The sequence below is a fragment of the Pseudomonas citri genome, assembly GCF_025336485.1.
GTDB lineage: Bacteria > Pseudomonadota > Gammaproteobacteria > Pseudomonadales > Pseudomonadaceae > Aquipseudomonas > Aquipseudomonas citri.
Window position 1 is genome coordinate 330,227 of record NZ_JAODAB010000003.1, and the last position, 19,065, is coordinate 349,291.

General features: G+C 60.6%; 17 protein-coding genes. 4 read left to right on the forward strand and 13 right to left on the reverse strand.

The features are described from left to right. Positions 1 to 10 precede the first annotated feature (10 nt). From N4Q37_RS05510 to sfnG, 7 genes are all read right to left on the reverse strand, one after another. Complete coding sequence (locus tag N4Q37_RS05510; protein ID WP_260955886.1) at positions 11 to 802, reverse strand: ABC transporter ATP-binding protein; 792 nt, start codon at positions 800 to 802, stop codon at positions 11 to 13. Positions 803 to 860: 58 nt separating this feature from the next. Further along, positions 861 to 2,186: an ABC transporter substrate-binding protein gene (locus N4Q37_RS05515; protein WP_260955887.1), complete on the reverse strand. Its 1,326-nt coding sequence runs from the start codon at positions 2,184 to 2,186 to the stop codon at positions 861 to 863. A gap of 73 nt (positions 2,187 to 2,259) precedes the next feature. After that, on the reverse strand, positions 2,260 to 3,327 hold the full coding sequence (locus tag N4Q37_RS05520) for a branched-chain amino acid ABC transporter permease (protein ID WP_260955888.1): 1,068 nt from the start codon (positions 3,325 to 3,327) through the stop codon (positions 2,260 to 2,262). 12 nt (positions 3,328 to 3,339) lie between these two features. Further along, positions 3,340 to 4,221 (reverse strand): branched-chain amino acid ABC transporter permease, encoded by an 882-nt coding sequence (locus tag N4Q37_RS05525; RefSeq protein ID WP_260955889.1) that lies wholly within the window; start codon positions 4,219 to 4,221, stop codon positions 3,340 to 3,342. 67 nt (positions 4,222 to 4,288) lie between these two features. Next, positions 4,289 to 5,071: an ABC transporter ATP-binding protein gene (locus N4Q37_RS05530; protein WP_260955890.1), complete on the reverse strand. Its 783-nt coding sequence runs from the start codon at positions 5,069 to 5,071 to the stop codon at positions 4,289 to 4,291. A gap of 13 nt (positions 5,072 to 5,084) precedes the next feature. Continuing rightward, the gene (locus tag N4Q37_RS05535) at positions 5,085 to 6,251 is read right to left on the reverse strand and encodes an AMP-binding protein (RefSeq protein ID WP_260955891.1); all 1,167 of its coding nucleotides are present in this window, start codon (positions 6,249 to 6,251) and stop codon (positions 5,085 to 5,087) included. A 14-nt stretch (positions 6,252 to 6,265) separates the two neighbouring features. After that, positions 6,266 to 7,363, reverse strand: a complete 1,098-nt coding sequence (gene sfnG / locus N4Q37_RS05540; RefSeq protein ID WP_260955892.1) for a dimethylsulfone monooxygenase SfnG — start codon at positions 7,361 to 7,363, stop codon at positions 6,266 to 6,268. 352 nt (positions 7,364 to 7,715) lie between these two features. On the opposite strand from sfnG, the gene N4Q37_RS05545 reads away from it, so the two are divergent. Continuing rightward, on the forward strand, positions 7,716 to 8,960 hold the full coding sequence (locus N4Q37_RS05545) for an acyl-CoA dehydrogenase family protein (RefSeq protein ID WP_260955893.1): 1,245 nt from the start codon (positions 7,716 to 7,718) through the stop codon (positions 8,958 to 8,960). A gap of 42 nt (positions 8,961 to 9,002) precedes the next feature. Here N4Q37_RS05545 and N4Q37_RS05550 read toward each other — a convergent pair whose 3' ends face one another. Both N4Q37_RS05550 and N4Q37_RS05555 read right to left on the reverse strand, forming a co-directional pair. Then, positions 9,003 to 10,406 (reverse strand): alkaline phosphatase D family protein, encoded by a 1,404-nt coding sequence (locus N4Q37_RS05550; RefSeq protein ID WP_260955894.1) that lies wholly within the window; start codon positions 10,404 to 10,406, stop codon positions 9,003 to 9,005. A 452-nt stretch (positions 10,407 to 10,858) separates the two neighbouring features. Continuing rightward, on the reverse strand, positions 10,859 to 12,760 hold the full coding sequence (locus N4Q37_RS05555; RefSeq protein WP_390897895.1) for a potassium transporter Kup: 1,902 nt from the start codon (positions 12,758 to 12,760) through the stop codon (positions 10,859 to 10,861). Between the two features lie 229 nt (positions 12,761 to 12,989). Here N4Q37_RS05555 and N4Q37_RS05560 point away from each other — a divergent pair, with 229 nt between their 5' ends. Continuing rightward, entirely contained in the window at positions 12,990 to 13,274 is a 285-nt protein-coding gene (locus tag N4Q37_RS05560) for a hypothetical protein (protein ID WP_313958312.1), read from the forward strand. Positions 13,275 to 13,522: 248 nt separating this feature from the next. Here the strand turns inward: N4Q37_RS05560 and N4Q37_RS05565 are convergent, their stop codons facing one another. After that, positions 13,523 to 13,864, reverse strand: coding sequence for a hypothetical protein (locus tag N4Q37_RS05565; RefSeq protein ID WP_260955896.1), 342 nt, complete (start codon positions 13,862 to 13,864; stop codon positions 13,523 to 13,525). A 329-nt stretch (positions 13,865 to 14,193) separates the two neighbouring features. Between N4Q37_RS05565 and N4Q37_RS05570 the strand changes: the two genes are divergently transcribed. Then, positions 14,194 to 14,679, forward strand: coding sequence for a thiol-disulfide oxidoreductase DCC family protein (locus tag N4Q37_RS05570; protein ID WP_260955897.1), 486 nt, complete (start codon positions 14,194 to 14,196; stop codon positions 14,677 to 14,679). Here the strand turns inward: N4Q37_RS05570 and N4Q37_RS05575 are convergent. From N4Q37_RS05575 to N4Q37_RS05585, 3 genes are all read right to left on the reverse strand, one after another. Further along, positions 14,676 to 15,170, reverse strand: coding sequence for a DUF2269 family protein (locus N4Q37_RS05575; protein WP_260955898.1), 495 nt, complete (start codon positions 15,168 to 15,170; stop codon positions 14,676 to 14,678). The genes N4Q37_RS05570 and N4Q37_RS05575 overlap by 4 nt on opposite strands. 3 nt (positions 15,171 to 15,173) lie before the next feature. Beyond that, a complete protein-coding gene (locus N4Q37_RS05580) occupies positions 15,174 to 16,301 on the reverse strand; it encodes a saccharopine dehydrogenase (protein ID WP_260955899.1) in 1,128 nt (375 codons plus the stop codon). Between the two features lie 97 nt (positions 16,302 to 16,398). Further along, positions 16,399 to 17,586, reverse strand: a complete 1,188-nt coding sequence (locus tag N4Q37_RS05585; protein WP_260955900.1) for a XylR family transcriptional regulator — start codon at positions 17,584 to 17,586, stop codon at positions 16,399 to 16,401. Between the two features lie 154 nt (positions 17,587 to 17,740). Between N4Q37_RS05585 and xylA the strand changes: the two genes are divergently transcribed. Further along, on the forward strand, positions 17,741 to 19,057 hold the full coding sequence (gene xylA, locus N4Q37_RS05590; RefSeq protein ID WP_260955901.1) for a xylose isomerase: 1,317 nt from the start codon (positions 17,741 to 17,743) through the stop codon (positions 19,055 to 19,057). Positions 19,058 to 19,065 lie beyond the last annotated feature (8 nt).

Here is a 19,065-nt window from a genome sequence, read left to right on the forward strand (position 1 = left end):
GCTGACACATTCATGGGGAGCGCTGTGCTTCAAGCCCGGCACCTTGCTCGCCCGTCGTCCGCGCCCCCAGGTAGAAATCCTGTAGATCGCCGCGTGCCGTCAGTTGCCCAGCGCTGCCTTCGCTGACCACGCGGCCGCTCTCCAGCACGTAGCCATAGTGGGCGTAACGCAGGGCGACATGGATGTTCTGTTCGGCGATCAAAAAGCTGACGCCCTCGTGCTGGTTGAGCTGGTGGACGATGTCAAAAATCTCCTCGACGATCTGCGGGGCCAGGCCCATGGACGGCTCGTCCAGCAGCACCAGTCGCGGCCTGGCCATTAACGCTCGACCTATCGCGATCATCTGCTGCTCGCCGCCGGAGGTGTAGCCGGCCAGGCTTTTGCGGCGCAATTTCAAGCGCGGAAAATGCGCGTACACCGATTCCAGGTCCTCCTGGAGTTGGCGCCTTGGCACCTGGCGCGCGAGGGCACCGGCCAGCAGGTTCTGCTCCACGCTCAACTGCGCAAAGCAACGCCGGCCCTCGAGCACTTGCACCAGGCCATTCGCCGCCAGGGCATGGGGCGCGCCGTGGGTCACCTCCTCGCCCTGATAGACAATGCGCCCCCGCACCACTTCGCCCCGTTCGGCGCGAACCAGGTTGGACACCGCTTTCAAGGTGGTGCTCTTCCCCGCGCCGTTGGCCCCCAGCAACACCACGACCTGTCCTTTTTCCACCTTCAGCGACACGCTACGCACCGCCAGGACGGCCTGTGCATACAGGACTTCAATATCGTCGACTTGCAGGATCGGCCCATTCGTCATGCTGTATCGCCTCTTCAAAAAAAGGCGACCGGGGTCACGCGCCGGTCGCCGCAATGCTTCAGGATTCCTGGCTGCAATCACGTGGTGCAATGCCCTTTTCCCGGGCGTACTGATGCGAGGAGGCCTCGATGATCGGACGCAACAAGGCGCGGTCGGCCTGGACCCAATCACTGATCAGTTTCCACTGCGTGCCGTCCCATTGCTGGAAGCGCACCGCGCCGCCGCCTTCATGGTCAGAACACGACAACTGCAACGGCTGCACCAGGCCCAACGCCCCCAACTCCTTCAGCCGCGTGTCGTCGAGCTTGAGGTGCTCGAAGCCCCAGCGTACCTGCTCACCAGTCAGGGGCTTGTCGCCGAACTTCTGCTGGGCAATGCGCAAGGCTTCGACATTGAGAATGCCGTTGACCACCCCGAGGTTGTAATACACGGTGCCGAAACGCTTGGGATCGGCCAGGTCGCCGTTGCCGGCGTCGACCACTTGCTGCTTGATGCCCTGCAACACCGGGAAATCGGTGCCAGAGGGGTGCGTGGTGATGGCGATGAAGCCCTTGGCCGCCGCGCCAGCCGGCGCGGCATCATCCTCGGAGTTGCTCCAGATATTGCCGATGATATGGTCGGCCGGAAAACCGACTTTCTGCGCGGTTTTCAGCGCCACGGGGTTCATCACACCCCAGCCGCGCAGGATCACCCAGTCAGGTTTTTCCCGGCGGATGTTCAGCCATTGCGACTGCTGCTCGTTGCCTGGATGAGGCACTTCCAGCAGCGTCAATCCAAAGCCGTACTGGTTGGCCAAGGTCTGCAAGACCTCGTTGGTTTCCTTGCCGTAAGGCGAGCCGTGATACAGGGTAACGATCTTCAGGCCCTTGAGCTTGTCCAGTCCGCCGGCCCGCTGGCCGATGTAATTGACGATCGCCGACACTTCCGAATACGGGTTCAACTGCAACGGGAAGACGTAGGGGAACACGCTGCCATCGGTGGAATCCGTGCGGCCGTGGTTGATGGTGATCAGCGGCAGCTTGTCGGCCGTTGAACGCTCCAGCGTGGCGTAGGCGATGCCCACCGACAGCGGATTGGTCGCCGCCGCCGGTGCGCCGTTCAAGCCCTTCTTCAGGCGCTCGTAGCACTCCACGCCTTTTTCCACCACGTACTCGGTCTCGCACTCGCTCCACGTCAACTTGACGCCGTTCACGCCGCCGTTGGCGTTGACGTATTTGAGGTAGTCGATAAAGCCCCCGAAAAAGCCTGTCCCGCCGGCCGCATAGGGGCCGACACGATAGCTTTGCAGCGGGAAGTATTGTTCATTGTCCGCCTGGACGGTGAAGGCCGCGGCGGTAAGGCTCAGCGCCAACACCAGGCGGCTGGCGAATGATCGTTTGGACATGGATTTTCCTTGGTATGAGGCCAGTGGTAAGCCAACGGAGTGGAACGGCAAACCCGCGTTTCTTGCGGTTCGCTCAGTAGCGCAACGGCCAGAGCCGTGCGCGCTGGCGAAATCTCTGCCAGAGGCGCGCAAAGCCCTCTGGCTCCTTGATCAGGAACAGGATGATCAGCGCGCCGAAAATCATCTTCTGCAGGTTCTCCACCTGGCCCGCGTCAACCAGCCCGCCGGGCAGCAGCGCCACCAGGTTCGAGAGCAAGACCGGAAACAGAACGATGAAGGCCGCGCCGAGGAAGTTGCCCAGCAAGCTGCCGACGCCGCCGATAATGATGATGAACAGGATCTGGAAAGACCGGTTGAGATCGAAGCCATGGGGCTCCACCGTCCCCAGGTAAGCGAAAGCCCATAGGGCGCCGGCCACCCCGAGGAAAAAACCGCTGATAGCGAAGGCCAGGAGCTTGGTTTTCGCCGGGGCAATGCCGATCACTGCGGCAGCGGTGTCCATGTCCCGCACCGCCATCCAGTTGCGCCCCAACTCGCTGCGCACCAGGTTCTTGCCCAGCCAGAACAGCGCCACCACCACGGACAGGGTCAGCAGATAGCGTCCGGCCGGCGCGTCCAGGTTCACCCCGAACACCTCCAGGCGCGGCGCGCTGATCACGCCTGAAGCGCTGTCATTGGAAAACCAACTGAACCGGGTCAGCGCCCAGGTCACGAAGAACTGCGCCGCCAGGGTCGACACCAGCAAGTAAAAGCCCTTGATGCGCAGGCTCGGCAGGCCGAACAACACCGCCACCAGCGCCGCCGCCAACCCACCCAGGGCGATACTGACCAGTAACGGCAAGCCGGTCACCCGCACTTCGAGGTTGTAAGTGGCAAAAGCCCCCACCGCCATGAATGCCGCAGAACCGAGCGACAGTTGCCCGGCATAGCCGGTGAGCAAATTGAGCCCCAACCCGGCCAGCGACAACACCAGGAACGGGATCAGGATCGCGCTGAGCCAATAGTCATTCCCCAACCACGGCACCACGACGAAGGCAAACAGCAGCAACGCGGCCAGCCCCCGGCGATCCTGGCGCAAGGCGAAGACTCGGCGGTCCTCGGCGTAGCCGGTGTTGAACTGGCCCGCTTCTCGATAAAACATAGTGCTGTCCCCTTAAACCCGTTCGATGGCGCGCTCGCCAAACAGCCCAGCCGGACGCACCAGCAAAAACACCAGCGCCAGCACATAGGGAAACCAGTTTTCGATGCCGCTGCCGATGAAGGGCCCGAGGTAAACCTCCGCCAACTTCTCCGAAGCACCGATGATCAAGCCGCCGACAATCGCGCCGCTGATGGAGGTGAAGCCACCGATGATCAGCACCGGCAAGGCCTTGAGCACCACCAGCGAGAGGGAAAACTGTACCCCCAGGCGCGCGCCCCAGAGCAGGCCGGCAACCAGCCCGACAAACCCCGCCACCGCCCACACCACCACCCAGACCCGCTGCAAGCGAATGCCCACCGCCAACGCCGCCAGCGGGTCATCGGCCACTGCGCGCAATGACAGCCCGAGCCGGGTCTTGTTGAACAGCCAGGACAACAGCAGCACCAGGACCGCCGCCGTCAGCGCGGCAAAAATGTCGAACTGCGACAGCAGCATCCCGCCCAATTCCAACGGCTCGTCACTGATGCCCAGTTCCAGCCCATGCACCTGGGCGCCCCACAGCGCCTGGGCGAACCCTTCGATGACATAGGACAGCCCGAGGGTGGCCATGAACAGCGTGATGGGCGAGCGGTTGACCAGCGGGCGCAGCACCACGCGCTCCACCAGCACCGCCACCACCAGCATCGCCGCCAGGCTGATGAGAAACGCCAGCCAGAACGGCACTCCGCGCTCCAGCAGACTCACGAAGGTCAGCGCCGAAAACAGCACCATCGCGCCCTGGGCGAAGTTAAATACGCCGGAGGCCTTGTAGATCAGCACAAACCCGATCGCCACCAGGGCGTACATCACTCCCGCCAACAACCCGCCAATCAATACTTCAAAGAAAAATTCCATACTCATTCCTGTTCTGCGGGCGCAACTTGTCTGCCCTCCCTGATGAGAAGGCAGCGCATCGCCAATGTCAGTGGCGAGTACCCAGGTAAGCCGCAATGACCTCAGGGTTTTGCCGTACGTGTTCGGGCGCGCCGTCGCCGATCTTGCGACCGTAGTCGAGCACCACCACGTGGTCGCTGATGCCCATGACCACGCCGATGTCGTGCTCGATCAACACCACGGTGGTGCCCAGTTCCCGATTGATGTCGACGATGAAGCGACTCATCTGCTGTTTTTCCTCGGCATTCATCCCGGCCATGGGTTCGTCCAGCAGCAATAGCCGAGGCTCTGCGGCCAAGGCACGGGCCAGCTCCACGCGTTTCTGCAAGCCATAGGGCAGCGTGCCCACCAGGACGTCGCGCCAAGGCTGCAAGTGCAGGAATGCCATGACCCGTTCCGCCGCTTCGCGCTGGACGTCATCCTCGGCGCGCGCTCGACCGATGCGCAGTGCCTGCTCGATCCAGCTGCTGCGGCGCTTGAGGTTGCGCCCGGTGAGCACGTTGTCGAGCACGCTCATGCCCTTGAACAGCGCGATGTTCTGGAAGGTACGGGCGATGCCGCGTACCGCCACGTCGTGGGGGCGCATCCGGCGCCGCTCCTGGCGATCAAACCGTATGCGTCCCTCTTGAGCCCGGTATACGCCACTGATGACGTTGAGCAGCGAACTCTTGCCGGCCCCGTTGGGGCCGATCAAGGCACAGATTTCACCCGTAGCGACACGAAAACTAATGTCCGTGACCGCTTTGACACCCTTGAATGACAGCGAAATATTCTCCAGTTCAAGCAAATGCGGGGTGGTCACCTCGGTCATGGGACGTCTCCTCTCAAGCCAGTTGCGACTGGCGCCCAGCCCAGTCATCGATGATTGGCTCCACAAGAATCGTGGACACGTCCCACTGGGCCGAATCGCTCCACTGGCGAACCTGGATGCCCAACGCCTGGAAAAATGCGTGGGTCTCGGGCGACAAGGCATCGCCCACCAACAATGGCGCGCGGGTCCGGGAAAAACCCAGCACATCGCGCAGCGGCCGGCGAACCAGCCAATGGCCCAGGTGCCGCTGCAACAGTCCCGGGTGCTCCGCCAGCGCCCACTCCACTAACCCGCGCGCCCAACCGCCTGGTTCCGGCAAACGCTCCAGCGCATAGCGGTGCAAACGTTCGTAGGTTTCACGGGTGCCGGCCACCAGGGTTGGCCCCAGCTCGCGACGGTCGCGATCACGGGTCGCCAGGTTCTCTGGAAAATTCAGGCGAAAACCGCCAATCAGCCAGGGCGCCAGCAGATAGCGGGCCTGTCCGCCCGAGGCAAAAGCCCGCGCGGCCAAGGCTTCTTCCTGGCGGCCCAAGCCTTCGCGCATGACCAAGCGCTGGCCTTCCTGCAACAGCTCGGCGTGGCTGATGCGTTGCTCTTCAATCGCCTGTCCAGACCCGCGATAGAAGACAAAGGCTGCTTGCTGCACTCGCCCATGGGGATGGGGCAGCAGTTCAGCGCTGGGTCGCTGGGCTACCAGCGCGGCGTAATCCAACGCTTGATCAGCCAAAACCGAATCCGCCAGACCACGCTTTTCGAGGTAAACCAGCACCCGCGGGGCCACTTGCGCGACGCGCAGGCGCCGGACTTCCTCCAAGCCTTCGACCAGGACGAAATCCGGCTGCAAGGTGCCGAGCAGTTGCACCTGCTCGGCCGCTGCCTGCTGCGGATCGAACAGGCTGGCCACCCCACCCAGCCACTGCGCAGCCAAGGCAGCGAGCAACGCCTGCGGCCTGGGTCCGCTGATGATCGCCAAAGTCGCGCCCGCCGAAAAACCACGGGCCTGCAAGGCACTCGCCAAGCGCTGTACCTCGTCGGCCAGTTGCTCCCAGGTTCGCACCTGCCAGACGCCCAGGTGCTTGTGGCGCAGCGCGACGTCGGTGCTGTGCTGATGCGCCTGTCGCTGCAACCACTGGGGCAAGCTGGTCGGTCGCGCTTGGGGTATGTCGGTGAACGTGCCCATGCTGCCTCCCGCGCCTAAGCGACTGCCGCCGTTCTGACCGGGGCCTTGCGCTGTTCCAGCTCACGCACCAGCGGTAAGACTTTACGACCGAAGTACTCGACTTCCTCCTGGAAGTGCAGGAAACCGGCGAGCACCAGATCCACCCCCGCCGCCTTGAGCGCGACGATCCGTTCGGCAATCTGCTGTGGCGTGCCGATCAGATTGGTCTTGAAGCCGTCGTTGTACTGCACCAGGTCTTCGAAGCTCGACTTGGCCCAGTTCCCCTCGCCTTCCGGGCTGGCCTGGCCGGCCTGCTTCGCGGCATCGCCGAACGCATTGACGGCTTCGGGATCGGCCTGGTCGATGATCTGGGCGAGCACCGCCCGGGCCTCTTCCTCGGTGTCGCGGGCAATGACGAAGGCATTCACACCGACCTTGACCTTATGCTGGTTGGCCGCCGCTTTCGCCTGGATGTCATCGACCTGCGCCTTGACCCCTTCCACGGTGTTGCCGTTGGTGAAATACCAGTCCGACACCCTGGCCGCCATGTCCCGCGCCGCCCGGGAACTGCCGCCTTGGAAGATCTCGGGATGCTGCTGCAACGGTTTGGGCTTGAGGGTGTAATCGCGGAAGCGATAGAAGTCGCCACGGAACGTGAAGTTGTCGGTGGTCCAGATCCCCTTGAGCGCGGAGATGAACTCTTCGGAACGGCGATAGCGCTCATCGTGCTCCAACCACGGCTCGCCAATGGCGGTGAACTCGCCCTTGAACCAGCCCGACACCACGTTGATCGCCACCCGGCCGTTGGTTAAGTTGTCGATGGTCGCGATCTGCTTGGCCAGCACCGAAGGCGTCCAGGGGCCTGGCAACACAGCGGCGATGACTTTCAAGCGCGTGGTGGCCGCCAACAAGGCGTGACTGAAGGCCACGGACTCGTGCTGATACTCGGCACCATAGCCGGCGGTGAACCGGATCTGGGTCAAGGCGTAGTCGAAACCCGCCTCTTCGGCGATCTGCGCCAGCTTGCGGTTGTAGGCGATGCCCCAGTCGGTGCGCTGTGCGATCTTGCTGACCACCAGACCTCCGCTGACGTTGGGCACCCAGTAGGCAAATTTGATCGGGTCCTGGCTCATGTCGGTACTTCCTCATGCTGGAAGACGCCACCTCAGCGTCTGCACAAGGTCTTGAGCAGCAACCGTGCCAGTTGTATTTTTCTTTTTAAATCAATCAGTTAATCAACAAGACAGAGCATTCGCTGTCCCTGGACAGACAAGCTGTCGAGTCGCTGTTGCCCTGCCAACACCCGCCAGATCGCCCCCGCTGTTGCCCGGCGCACAGTCGCCCAACACATTGTTCGCTGAACCACAGGCCCGGCGCTCTGCGGCGCTGTGAATCCCCAGGTTCTAAAGGCCCACGCCGTCGGGCATGGACTGTGCAATGACCACTGACACCGCTCGACCTCTCGTCATCAGAAGGAACGTCACCATGACCGCACAGCAACAACACCTGCCACCTGTCCTTTCCACCGGCACCGACTATGATGTCTTGGCCCAGCGCTTCCGGCCGATCTTCGCGCGCATCCAGGCCGGCGCCCTGGAGCGCGAGCAAACGCGCAGCCTACCCTTCGAACCCGTGAAGTGGCTCACGCAAGCCGGTTTTGGCGCGGTGCGTGTCCCCATCGAATACGGCGGCGCCGGCGCCTCGTTACCGCAGTTGTTGCAACTGCTGATCGAGCTGGCCGAGGCCGACTCCAACCTGCCACAGGCCCTGCGCGGACACTTCGCCTTTGTCGAGGATCGCCTCAACGCCCACGCCAGCAGCCCACAGGACACCTGGTTCAAGCGCTTCATCGACGGTGAACTGGTGGGCAATGCCTGGACGGAAGTGGGCAGCGTGAAAGTCGGCGAGGTCGGCACCCGGGTTTCCCGCCAAGGTGAACAATGGGTGGTCAACGGCGCCAAGTACTACAGCACCGGCAGCATTTTCGCCGACTGGATCGACCTGTACGCCCAGCGTGACGACAACGGTAGCGATGTGATTGCCGCCGTGCGCGCGCACCAACCGGGCGTCAAGCAAAGCGATGACTGGGACGGTTTCGGCCAGCGCACCACCGGCAGCGGGACGTCAGTGTTCGAAAATGCCGTGGTCGACGCCGAAAACCTCATCGACTTTGCGACCCGCTTCAAGTACCAGACCGCGTTCTATCAACTGGTCCTGCTGGCCGTACAGACCGGCGCCGGTCGTGCGGCGGTACGTGATTTCACCGAGCAGGTGCGCACTCGCACACGAATCTTCAGCACCGGCAACGCCAGCGAGGTGAGCCAGGACGTGCAGGTGCAGCAAGTGATTGGCAAGGCATCGAGCCAGGTCTATGCCGCCGAAGCCACCACCCTGCGCGCCGCCGGCGCCTCCCAACGCGCCTACGAAAGCCGCTTCGGCCAGGACGCCGAGCAGGAACACACCGCCAACATCCTGGCCGAATTGGAGTCGGCCCAGGCCCAGGTCGTCATCTCCGACCTGGTGCTCCGCGCCACCAGCGACCTGTTCAATGCCCTCAGCGCCTCGGCCACCAGCACCGGCAAAGCCCTCGACCGCCACTGGCGCAATGCCCGTACCGCCGCCTCCCATAACCCGCTGATCTACAAGGAGCGCATCATCGGCGACTGGGAAATCAACGGCACCGAACCGCCCTATGTCTGGCAGATTGGAGGGGGATCGAAGCAGGCGTGAATGCAATGCCCGGCCTTGCTGCTGGCGATGGCCGGGCAAACTTTAAGATTTGAGTACCGTACTGCCACCCAGCGGTTTGTTTTTTCTATCGTAAAAAGAAACCGTGACTGACTCCTTCTTGACGTCTATGACAGAGAAATTGTCGTCGGAATAAACCTCCGACCTCAGCGTAGCGACATAATCCTGCGGTTCGACGATCGACTTGACCGGCCCGATGATGCACCCCGATGCACTCATGTGCGGATAAGGCCAGAAAAAAGACGAAGAGACGATTTGATAAACCCGAAAATCCGGATCGCTTTGTGACGTCAGCTCCGCGCAAAAGGAACAATGCACGTCGCCAGAAAGAAAATAGACCTTCTTGATTTTTTCTTTTTTTATGAAGGATAGGATCACTTCCCGTTGTTCGGGATAGCCCATCCATTTATCGCCCGTCTCCGAAGTAAAATCCGGGAACATGGGGACCGAAGTGACCACGAACTTATAACCGCCTTTGTTGGATTTCAGGTGGTTGAGAAGTCCATCCATCTGAACATCACTGATCATTTTCACGGGCCTGCCGGGGGCGGAACGTTCGGTTCGCGAGTCCATGAAAAACCAGTCGATCAGCCCATCGGAAAAGCTATACCACAACTTGTTCGGCACCCCCTCTATGCGCGACTCGGAAGAAACTTCGTACAAGGGCGAATGACTGGCCTGGTAGGTCAGGTAGGCATGTATGGCGGCGGGATAGAGCGTTTTCCAATCAACGACGTCTGCATTGCTGGGCCAGTTATCTTCGATTTCGTGATCATCCAGGATCATGTAGGTCGGATAGCGAGACATCAACTCTCGAATGTATGGCTGCTTGAAGGCCTGGCGGTAACGTTCGAAAAATTCGTTGATCCGAGTGTCCGGCGAGACAAAATTCAGGTCGTCCGCGTAAATCTGGTCCCCCACCATGACGACCCCATCGAGCCCATTGGTCTCGGCATGTTTAAGGATGCTCTGGAACATCTTGTCGCCACGGTCATCGAAAATGTTCAAGCCGAACAGCTTGAGCAAATAGCGACAAGAGCCTGCGACATAGGATCGGCTGGTTGAACCTTTATTTTTTCCTGAGCGGAAACTGAATATTTTTTCAGGAAAAACGAAGGTCGTGTCCGGAATGGACGAAAAACCTTCGAGTTCGGTGTCGAGAATGATCCAGCCCACCTGATATTCGTACTGTGTTTGCGCCTTCAATCCTTGCAAGACGAAAACCGCCGTCATGTCGAAGTTAGGTGACATTTTATTGTGCATGACGCTTTGCCACTTCCCATTCTTCTCACGCAATCGGAGGGCACCAAAGCAGCGATTATAAGTATCCGGGGTAGGCGCCTCCAGCGTCCCCCTGAACCAGAGGCGAGTGTGTTTGGAGTCGGTATAGCCAACAATCGGTCCGACAGTAGCTTCCTTTAATTGCATGACGGCCTCCTGGTATCGAAAAGCGGCTCAACAATAGGAGTGATCAACGTTGGAAGGCACGCACAAACATCCATGCTGAGCGCTCTGTAGCGGCTGGCTTATATGAAGTAATGGTTACTTCGTTCAGCACAAGAAAAGCCGATGGCCGCGCAAGCGTCAAATAGCGAGGCGGGCCAACATCGAATAATTTGCCATAGGCGTTATTACACTTCGGGCTAGGCTCTGTACGAAAAGCCTTGAGACTCGTTCATGCTGCGTTGAAAACAGCCTCGGAATGCTCATGTACTCCAGTACACTGCGCTTCCTCGGCTGTTTTCGCCTTGCCTGACCTTCGCCTCAAGACTTTTCGTACAGAGCCTAAGCTGGATTTCCGACTCCAGGGGGCCACCGCCCCCCCGTGGCGAGGGAGCTTGCTCCCGCTGGCCTGCACAGCAGGCCCCAGCGCCCCTTCCCTACATCTCCACCTGCGTCCCCAACTCGATCACCCGATTCAACGGCAACTTGAAGTACTTCAGGTTGCTGTTGGCGTTCTTCAGCAAGAACGCAAAGAGGTGTTCGCGCCAGCGGGCCATGCCAATGCGTTTGGTCGCGATGATCGTCTCTCGGCTCAGGAAATAGGTCGTGCGCATCGGGCTGAAGTCCAGCTCGGCCAAGTGACACAGACTCAATGCCAACGGGACATCGGGCTCTTCGATAAAGCCGAAGTGCAGGCTGACCCGGAAGAAGCCTTCGCCATATGCCTCGACCTCGAAACGCCGGTCATCCGCAACCCGTGGGCTGTCCTCGGAAACCACGGTGAGCAGTACCACCTGCTCATGCAAGACCTGGTTATGCAGCAGGTTGTGCAACAACGCGTGAGGCACGGCGTTGGACCTGGCGGTGAGGAACACCGCCGTGCCTTGTACGCGATACGGAGGCTGCGAACGGATGCTGCTGATGAACAGTGGCAGCGGCAGTGCCGATTCATCCAGGCGTTCTACGACAATCTTGCGACCACGCTTCCAGGTCGTCATCAACACGAACAGCGCAATACCGGCGATCACCGGGAAGGCACCGCCCTGAACGATCTTCGGCGCATTGGCGGCGAAGTACAGGCTGTCCACCAGCAGGAAGCCAATCAGCATCGGGATCGCCAGCCAGCGCGGAGTTTTCCAGAGCAACAGCACGACAGCCGCCGACAACAACGTGGTGATCAACATGGTCCCTGTCACGGCGACGCCATAGGCTGCAGCCAACGCACTGGAAGACTCGAAACCGATCACCAGCAGCACGACGCCGACCATCAGCGCCCAGTTCACCGTGCCGATGTAGATCTGGCCCTGTTCCTGGCTGGAGGTGTGCTGGATGAACATACGCGGCACGTACCCTAGCTGGATGGCCTGGCGAGTCAGGGAAAAGGCCCCGGAAATCACCGCCTGGGAAGCAATGATGGTGGCCAGTGTGGCGAGCGCCACCATCGGCAGCAGGGCCCATTCAGGCGCCAACAGATAAAACGGGTTGCGCACCGTTTCCGGGTTGCCCAGGATCAGCGCGCCTTGGCCGAAATAGTTGAGCAACAGTCCAGGCAACACCAGCAGGAACCAGGCACGGGCGATAGGCTTGCGTCCAAAATGCCCCATGTCGGCGTACAGCGCTTCGGCGCCCGTCAAGGCCAGGACCACGGCGCCGAGGATAGCCAGGCCCAACCCCGGATGAGCGATAAAGAAATGCGCCCCCCAATAGGGGTTGAGCGCTTGCAGCACCTCCGGGCGCTGCACGATTCCATGAACCCCCAGCGCACCCAGGATAACGAACCACAACACCATGATCGGACCGAACAAAATGCCGATGCGCGCCGTGCCATGCTTCTGGATCAAAAACAGCGCCACCAGCACGATCAGCGACAAAGGCACGACCCAACGCTCGACCCCGTCGAAAGCCAACTGCAACCCCTCAACGGCAGACAGCACGGAAATGGCCGGCGTGATCATGCTGTCACCATAGAACAACGCAGCCCCGAACAAGCCAAGCAGGACCAATACCCTGCTCAGCCGTGGGTAAGGGCTCGCCGCCCGCCGGGCCAATGCCGTCAGGGCCATGATCCCGCCCTCGCCCTGGTTGCTGGCGCGCAGGATGAACAGCACGTACTTGATCGACACCACCCAGATCAATGACCAGAAGATCAACGACAGGATGCCCAGCACACCGTCCTGATCGGCCCGGACACCATAGTGCCCGGCGAACACCTCCTTGAGGGTGTACAACGGGCTGGTGCCAATGTCTCCATACACCACCCCGACGGCTGCAATGAGCAACCCCATTCCTGACGTCCTGGCTGGGGAATCTACGTGTGCACCGGTTGCTGTCTCGCTCAAGGGTCGCGTCTCTTGGGTCACGGGGAAAAGCTCCGGCCATTGCCAGGCAAGTCGCGGCCAGTATCCTTGCGGCTAGAAACGGCTACCGTAAAGAAAACGTAAAAAAATACAGGAAGGCAGGATGAAGATGGGCCCCAGGAATCCACACACAACGTGCCATGCCCTATTGGTCTTGACGCTTTCCATACTCTGCGCGCCTGCGCAAGCGGCGACCTGGCAGATTTGCCGCATGGACCTGCGCATCACTGAAGTCGTGAAAAAACCCTACCCGCAGCTCAAGGCCCAGCTCCTGAAAGTCCGTCCGGCATCGCCCACGGTGCAATGCCCGGAGGCCGGAACGACGATCACTTTCACGCCTGAAACGCCTGATTACCAAGCCACCCTTGCGCGCAGGCAATGGCCGGCCAAAGGGCAATCGCTGCGGATCGACTATCGCTACCTGAACGGCATCTGCAAGGGCGACGGTAACGAGCATGCATGCCGTATCGAACATTATCCGGTGGGCAGGCGATGACAACCGCTAGGCTTTGTACGAAAAGTCGCCGAGCGGCGATCAGGCAAGGCGAAAACAGGCGAGGAAGCGCAGTTTACTGGCTGTAAATGAGCATTCCGAGCTTGTTTTCAACGCAGCATGATCGTCGCGCAGGCACTTTTCGTACAAAGCCTAAAAAAAGCCCCGCGACCGAATACGGTGCGGGGCAAGGGAATTGGTTGGTTGCGGCCAACCAAAGGAGCGCGGTGCAAAGCGGTTACGTGTCGCCGTCAGAGGCAGTCCTGTGCGGCACGTTCAAAACTCGAAGGCAGGAAGTTGGAGGCCAGCAAGTGGCGCTCGTAGAGGAACACCTTGCCGCCCTCGCCAGCCTTGTAGGCTTCCAGCACGTTGTCCGCCGAGACCTTGCTCGGCACCACGATCCGGTAGCTGCGCGAGGTCTGCGAGACGGTGGGACTCAACGCGCTGCCTTGCAATTTCGGCACGACGCAGTCGGCGTACTGGGCCGGCGTCTTGCTGGTCTGCAGGGTCAGGGTCGGGTCGTTCGGCGCGGAGGCACAACCGGCAAGCAACAACGAAGCAAACGCCAGGGAGAGCGAAAATAAAGGGCGCATGGGTCTATCCTGGAAATAAAATACTGGACTGCGTGTTCGATGGCGGTGATTCTCCAGTGATTGTCGGCAAAGCAGAACTTGCATTTGGTGATGGTCACTATTACTACTGGCAATAGTTGCGCTCCCACCGATATGTCAGCAGGCCCTTTCCGGTCGAACCCCAACACCGCCTTGCGCCCGCTCCGCCCATTGTTGCACCCACGCGGCGTCCTGCTCATTGATCACGCCTAGTGGTGATCTCATCAGGGTCGAGCCCCCCTTTCGGGCGCCCTTTGACGCTGTATCACGCGTATTATCCGGGTAACTTGGTGACATGCAGACCCACATTTATGCCCAGCTCCCAAACTCGCCCCTCACCCGCGCCGTTGCTCAAATCAGGCGAGACAGTGGTCTTGTTCGATGGTGTTTGTAAACTGTGTAATGGCTGGGTGCGTTTTCTGATCCGCCACGACCGCTCCCGACGCGTCCGGTTGGCCTCTGTGCAATCACCCGAAGGACAAGCCTTGCTTGCCTGGGCAGGCTTGCCCTTGCAGCAGTTCGACACCATGGCTGTGGTACGCGATCGGCACTACTGGGTGCGTTCGGATGCAATTTTCGAAGTGGTGGCCCTGCTGCCCCCTGCCTGGCGTCCGGTGAAACTGCTTCGCTATATTCCTCGCATCCTGCGGGATTGGACCTACGATCGCATCGCGCTGAATCGTTATCGGCTTTTTGGCAAACACGACATTTGTCTTTTGCCAAACCCGGATCACGAACAACGTTTCTTGAAGGAGCCAACGTCTGAGGCCAACGCGGTGGAACCGATCGATCCCTAGCCCATCAGCAGCACAACCCACTGGAGCGGCGTCATTTTCGTCACCATGATCAGCACAATGACGAACATCCCCAAAAAGCCCAACACGCCCATCCAGAACCATTTCTGATACACGGACGAATAGCGCTCATCCAGTACGCGCCGATCCCCAGCCGCGCTCGAAGCCATCACGTAGAGCCGCTTCTGGAGCACCAGCACCGGAAGCCAGAGCGCGCCGACGCAAAAGAAGATGATCAGCGACGTCATGATCCATTCCGTGGTCAGGGGAAGTCCGGCAAGCGTCAGCAGAAGATAACCCGTCCCTATCTGGATAAAGCCCGCCGGCGTGGTAATCCAGGTATCGAACCGCACGACCGTTCGGGCCACGTGGGCAATGACCTGAGGATTGGCGGTGCGGCTCGCCGCGATCAGGTAGAGGTAGGAGCCCATGCCGAAGCCGAACAGGAAGATCGCGGCAATGACGTGGAGGTACTTCAGGCAAAGGTAGAGCATCGGTCAGCCCCGCTCGTCAGAGAAGCGCACGGACATGCTCAAGTTTTCGGGGTCATTGATGGCGGCCATGTATTCGTCGACGGCGATTTCACCCACACAGGCCCGGGCACCGGGCTCGGGCCGATACCCTTGGGCGACTTTGGCCACCAGGGCAACGGCTGCGCAGCTGGGGATTTCCGGGCCCTTGTCGTTCATGGCGGTGAGCTGGACACTCATGGACAGCGGCTGTTCATTGACACCGATGCCATGGACGTCGATGTACATCGCGCTTTTACCATCGCCAAATCGTTCGAACCAGAGTCCCCAGCGATGAAGCCTGGCGGCCCAACGGACGTGGTCACGAACCATTCCGGTCCTCATTGCCTGGGCCAGCAGGTAGTTGGCGACGCCCCCCAGTTTCAGGCCGGAGCCGGCCTTGAAACTCAGCGTCCGGGCACCATAGCGACTGGCGAAGATATCCATGTCCGGCACATCGACATTGGCCAGCACCCGGGTCCCCATGGACCGCATTCTGCGAAGCGTCAGATCCTGCCATCCCAGGACCTCATGCACTCGGCCATTCTTGAGTTGTTTGATCGGCTTACCCGCATAGGCAAGAACGCCTTCGACGGTGGACAGCCCCGGCATCTTGGCCGAAGAGGAAATACCGTGCTCAATCGAGTCGATGCGCTTGAAGCGATGCCGCTGTTGATCGATGATCGCGGCCGAGAGCGTTGGCACTGAGCTGCAACCGCTGAGGATCGCCACGCCGGCCGCCCTTGCCCGCCCATCCAGTACGCCAATGCCGGTGACAAACCCCCTGCTGTCCGACAAGTCGCAGTAATTCACGCCAGCGTCGATGCAGCTTTCGGCAACGGCATAGGATTGCCCTTGGAAAGGGCCGCCGGTATGAACGACCCACTGGATGTTCATCAAGCCAAGGGCAGATTTGAAATCCGGCCCCATCGCATCACCGCACCAATGTTCACAGACAGCATCCGACTGAGCGTTCAACTCGTCGACTTTGCGCAGCAATTTCTGGGAGTCGCGCCCCGAAATGACCAGCTGTACGCCAGGCATCACCATCAGGTGCCTGCTAACGATACTGCCGAAGTTTCCATAACCGCCGACCACCATCACCCTGAGCGTCATTCCATCCTTCCCTAAATAATTCAATGAAGCCAACAACCGTGCCACAAGCACAACTCGGTGGTACATCGGTTAAACACAAAAGCGGTTCGGCAGTGGGTCAGTGAATGGCCGTATTTGCCCCCTGCTGATATTCCCGCGGCGTGCAGCCAAATTCGCGGCGAAACACCGTGTGCAGGTATTGCGCCGATTTGAAGCCGCAATTGTGCGCGATATCAGCAATCGGCGAGTCGGTGTTTTCCAGGCTTTTGGCGGCTGCCGCGAGTTTGAAACGCAGGATTTCGTCGTGGACGCTGCAGCCCCGCGCCTTGCGAAAATGCGCTTCCAGTGACGAGCGCGATACCCCCACATAGGCCGCCACCTGCGCGGTCTTGATGCCCTGGCAGGCGTATTGGCGGATGAAGAGCAAGGCCTGCATGACATAAGGGTTGCCCAACGGTTGATGCAGGCTCGACACCTGTACGTTGATCGCATCGGGCGGCACCAGGATCTGCGTGCCGGTGGAGGGCATGCCGTGCAGCATCTGATGAAGCAGGCGCGCGGCAGTGCGGCCCATGGTTTCGGTGCCCTGGATCACCGAACTGAGCGGCACTCGCGTCAGGCTGCGGGTCAGCGGATCGTTGTCGATGCCGATCAACGCCACTTGCTCCGGCACCGCGATCCCGGCGGTCAGGCAGGCTTGCAACAGCTGCCGGGCGCGGGCGTCGCTGACGGCGATGATGCCGATGGGCTTGGGCAGGCTTTGCAGCCAGGCGATCTGCTGCTCGACGGCGCTGTCCCAAAGCGGCGCACTGGTGCCCATGCCACGGTAGATCTCGACCGGCAAGCCGTCGCGTTGCAGCAATCGGCGAAAGGCTTTTTCCCGTTCCTGGGCCCAGCGATTGGATTGCGCCTCGGGCAGGCTGAAGCAGGCAAAGCGCGTCAACCCGGCCTCGATCAAATGCTCGTAGGCCAGCCTGATCAGTGCGTCATTGTCGGTGGCGACATAGGGAATGCCCTTGGGATAGGCCCGCTCATCCTGGTAAGAACCGCCCACCGCCACCACTGGCAGCTTGATTCCCGCCAGTGCCTCGCCAATCAGCGGGTCATCGAAATCGGCGATGATCCCGTCGCCCTGCCAACGCTCGATGCCTTTGAGGCGACAGAGAAAATCCTCCTCGAGGAACAAGTCCCAGGACGCGCGCGTGCTGCTCAAATAGTTGCCGATGCCACTGATGATGCCGCGGTCGTAGATCTTGCTGCCGTTGAACAACAGCGCGATGCGGTGTACGGGAGGGACTGTCTTCATGGGTTTCGCCCTGTGCCAGTGCCCACAGACTAGGCGCGCAAACGACGAATCTCAATACTCAAAATCGAACGACCGGTTGGTGATTTTCATAATCAGCAGCCAGGAGGCCGGGTTTAGTATCGAGGCACCGCCAAGAATAAAAAGGAAACCGCACATGCCGTACTTCCCCGGTGTCGACAAGATCCGCTACGAAGGCCCCGCCAGCGACTCGCCCCTCGCTTTTCGCCACTACGACGCCGACAAGCGGGTCCTCGGCAAACCCATGCGCGAGCACCTGCGCATGGCGGTCTGCTACTGGCATACCTTCGTCTGGCCGGGGTCGGATGTGTTCGGTGCCGGCACCTTCCGGCGCCCATGGCAGCACACCGCAGACCCGATGGAAATGGCCATTGGCAAGGCCGAAGCGGCGTTCGAGTTCTTCTCCAAACTGGGCATCGACTACTACTGCTTCCACGACACCGACGTCGCTCCGGAAGGTCATTCGCTCAAGGAGTACCGCAACCACTTCGCGCAGATGGTCGATCATCTGGAGCGGCATCAGGAACAAACCGGAATCAAGCTGCTGTGGGGCACCGCCAACTGTTTCAGCAACCCACGCTTTGCCGCCGGCGCCGCCAGCAATCCGGACCCGCAAGTGTTCGCCTGCGCCGCCGCGCAAGTGTTCAGCGCCATGAACGCCACCCAACGCCTCAAAGGCTCCAACTACGTGTTGTGGGGCGGCCGTGAAGGTTATGAAACCCTGCTCAATACCGACCTCAAGCGCGAGCGCGAACAGCTGGGCCGCTTCATGCGCATGGTGGTCGAGCACAAGTACAAGATCGGCTTCACGGGTGACTTGCTGATCGAACCCAAACCCCAGGAACCCACCAAGCACCAGTACGATTACGACAGCGCCACGGTGTTCGGCTTTTTGCAGCAGTTCGGCCTGGAGAAGGAAATCAAGGTCAACATCGAGGCCAACCACGCGACCCTGGCCGGGCACAGCTTCCACCACGAAATCGCCACGGCCATCTCGCTGGGGATCTTCGGCAGCATCGACGCCAACCGTGGCGATCCGCAGAACGGCTGGGACACCGACCAGTTCCCCAACAGCGTCGAGGAGATGACCCTGGCCACTTACGAAATCCTCAAGGCCGGGGGCTTCGGTCACGGCGGCTTCAACTTCGACGCCAAGGTCCGACGCCAGAGCGTGGATGAACTCGACCTGTTCCACGGTCACGTCGCCGCCATGGACGTGCTCGCCCTGTCCCTGGAGCGCGCAGCGGCCATGGTGCAGAACGATCAGTTGCAGGCCTTCAAGGACCAGCGCTACGCCGGCTGGCAACAACCGTTTGGCCAAGCGGTGCTGGCCGGTGATTTCAGCCTTGAATCGCTGGCCGAACATGCCTTTACCAACGACCTCAATCCCCAGGCTGTCAGCGGACGGCAGGAGATGCTCGAGAACGTGGTCAACCGGTTTATCCATCGCTGACCATGGGC

What these genes read in the sequence shown, in the direction of transcription:
- N4Q37_RS05530 (WP_260955890.1), bottom strand. Translation starts at nt 5,071, where the DNA reads ATGACCGAGGTGACCACCCCGCATTTGCTTGAACTGGAGAATATTTCG.
- N4Q37_RS05575 (WP_260955898.1), bottom strand. Translation starts at nt 15,170, where the DNA reads ATGCTCTACCTTTGCCTGAAGTACCTCCACGTCATTGCCGCGATCTTC.
- N4Q37_RS05580 (WP_260955899.1), bottom strand. Translation starts at nt 16,301, where the DNA reads ATGACGCTCAGGGTGATGGTGGTCGGCGGTTATGGAAACTTCGGCAGT.
- xylA (WP_260955901.1), top strand. Translation starts at nt 17,741, where the DNA reads ATGCCGTACTTCCCCGGTGTCGACAAGATCCGCTACGAAGGCCCCGCC.
- N4Q37_RS05545 (WP_260955893.1), top strand. Translation starts at nt 7,716, where the DNA reads ATGACCGCACAGCAACAACACCTGCCACCTGTCCTTTCCACCGGCACC.
- N4Q37_RS05565 (WP_260955896.1), bottom strand. Translation starts at nt 13,864, where the DNA reads ATGCGCCCTTTATTTTCGCTCTCCCTGGCGTTTGCTTCGTTGTTGCTT.
- N4Q37_RS05515 (WP_260955887.1), bottom strand. Translation starts at nt 2,186, where the DNA reads ATGTCCAAACGATCATTCGCCAGCCGCCTGGTGTTGGCGCTGAGCCTT.
- N4Q37_RS05535 (WP_260955891.1), bottom strand. Translation starts at nt 6,251, where the DNA reads ATGGGCACGTTCACCGACATACCCCAAGCGCGACCGACCAGCTTGCCC.
- N4Q37_RS05585 (WP_260955900.1), bottom strand. Translation starts at nt 17,586, where the DNA reads ATGAAGACAGTCCCTCCCGTACACCGCATCGCGCTGTTGTTCAACGGC.
- N4Q37_RS05560 (WP_313958312.1), top strand. Translation starts at nt 12,990, where the DNA reads ATGGACCTGCGCATCACTGAAGTCGTGAAAAAACCCTACCCGCAGCTC.
- N4Q37_RS05550 (WP_260955894.1), bottom strand. Translation starts at nt 10,406, where the DNA reads ATGCAATTAAAGGAAGCTACTGTCGGACCGATTGTTGGCTATACCGAC.
- N4Q37_RS05525 (WP_260955889.1), bottom strand. Translation starts at nt 4,221, where the DNA reads ATGGAATTTTTCTTTGAAGTATTGATTGGCGGGTTGTTGGCGGGAGTG.
- N4Q37_RS05510 (WP_260955886.1), bottom strand. Translation starts at nt 802, where the DNA reads ATGACGAATGGGCCGATCCTGCAAGTCGACGATATTGAAGTCCTGTAT.
- N4Q37_RS05570 (WP_260955897.1), top strand. Translation starts at nt 14,194, where the DNA reads ATGCCCAGCTCCCAAACTCGCCCCTCACCCGCGCCGTTGCTCAAATCA.
- N4Q37_RS05520 (WP_260955888.1), bottom strand. Translation starts at nt 3,327, where the DNA reads ATGTTTTATCGAGAAGCGGGCCAGTTCAACACCGGCTACGCCGAGGAC.
- sfnG (WP_260955892.1), bottom strand. Translation starts at nt 7,363, where the DNA reads ATGAGCCAGGACCCGATCAAATTTGCCTACTGGGTGCCCAACGTCAGC.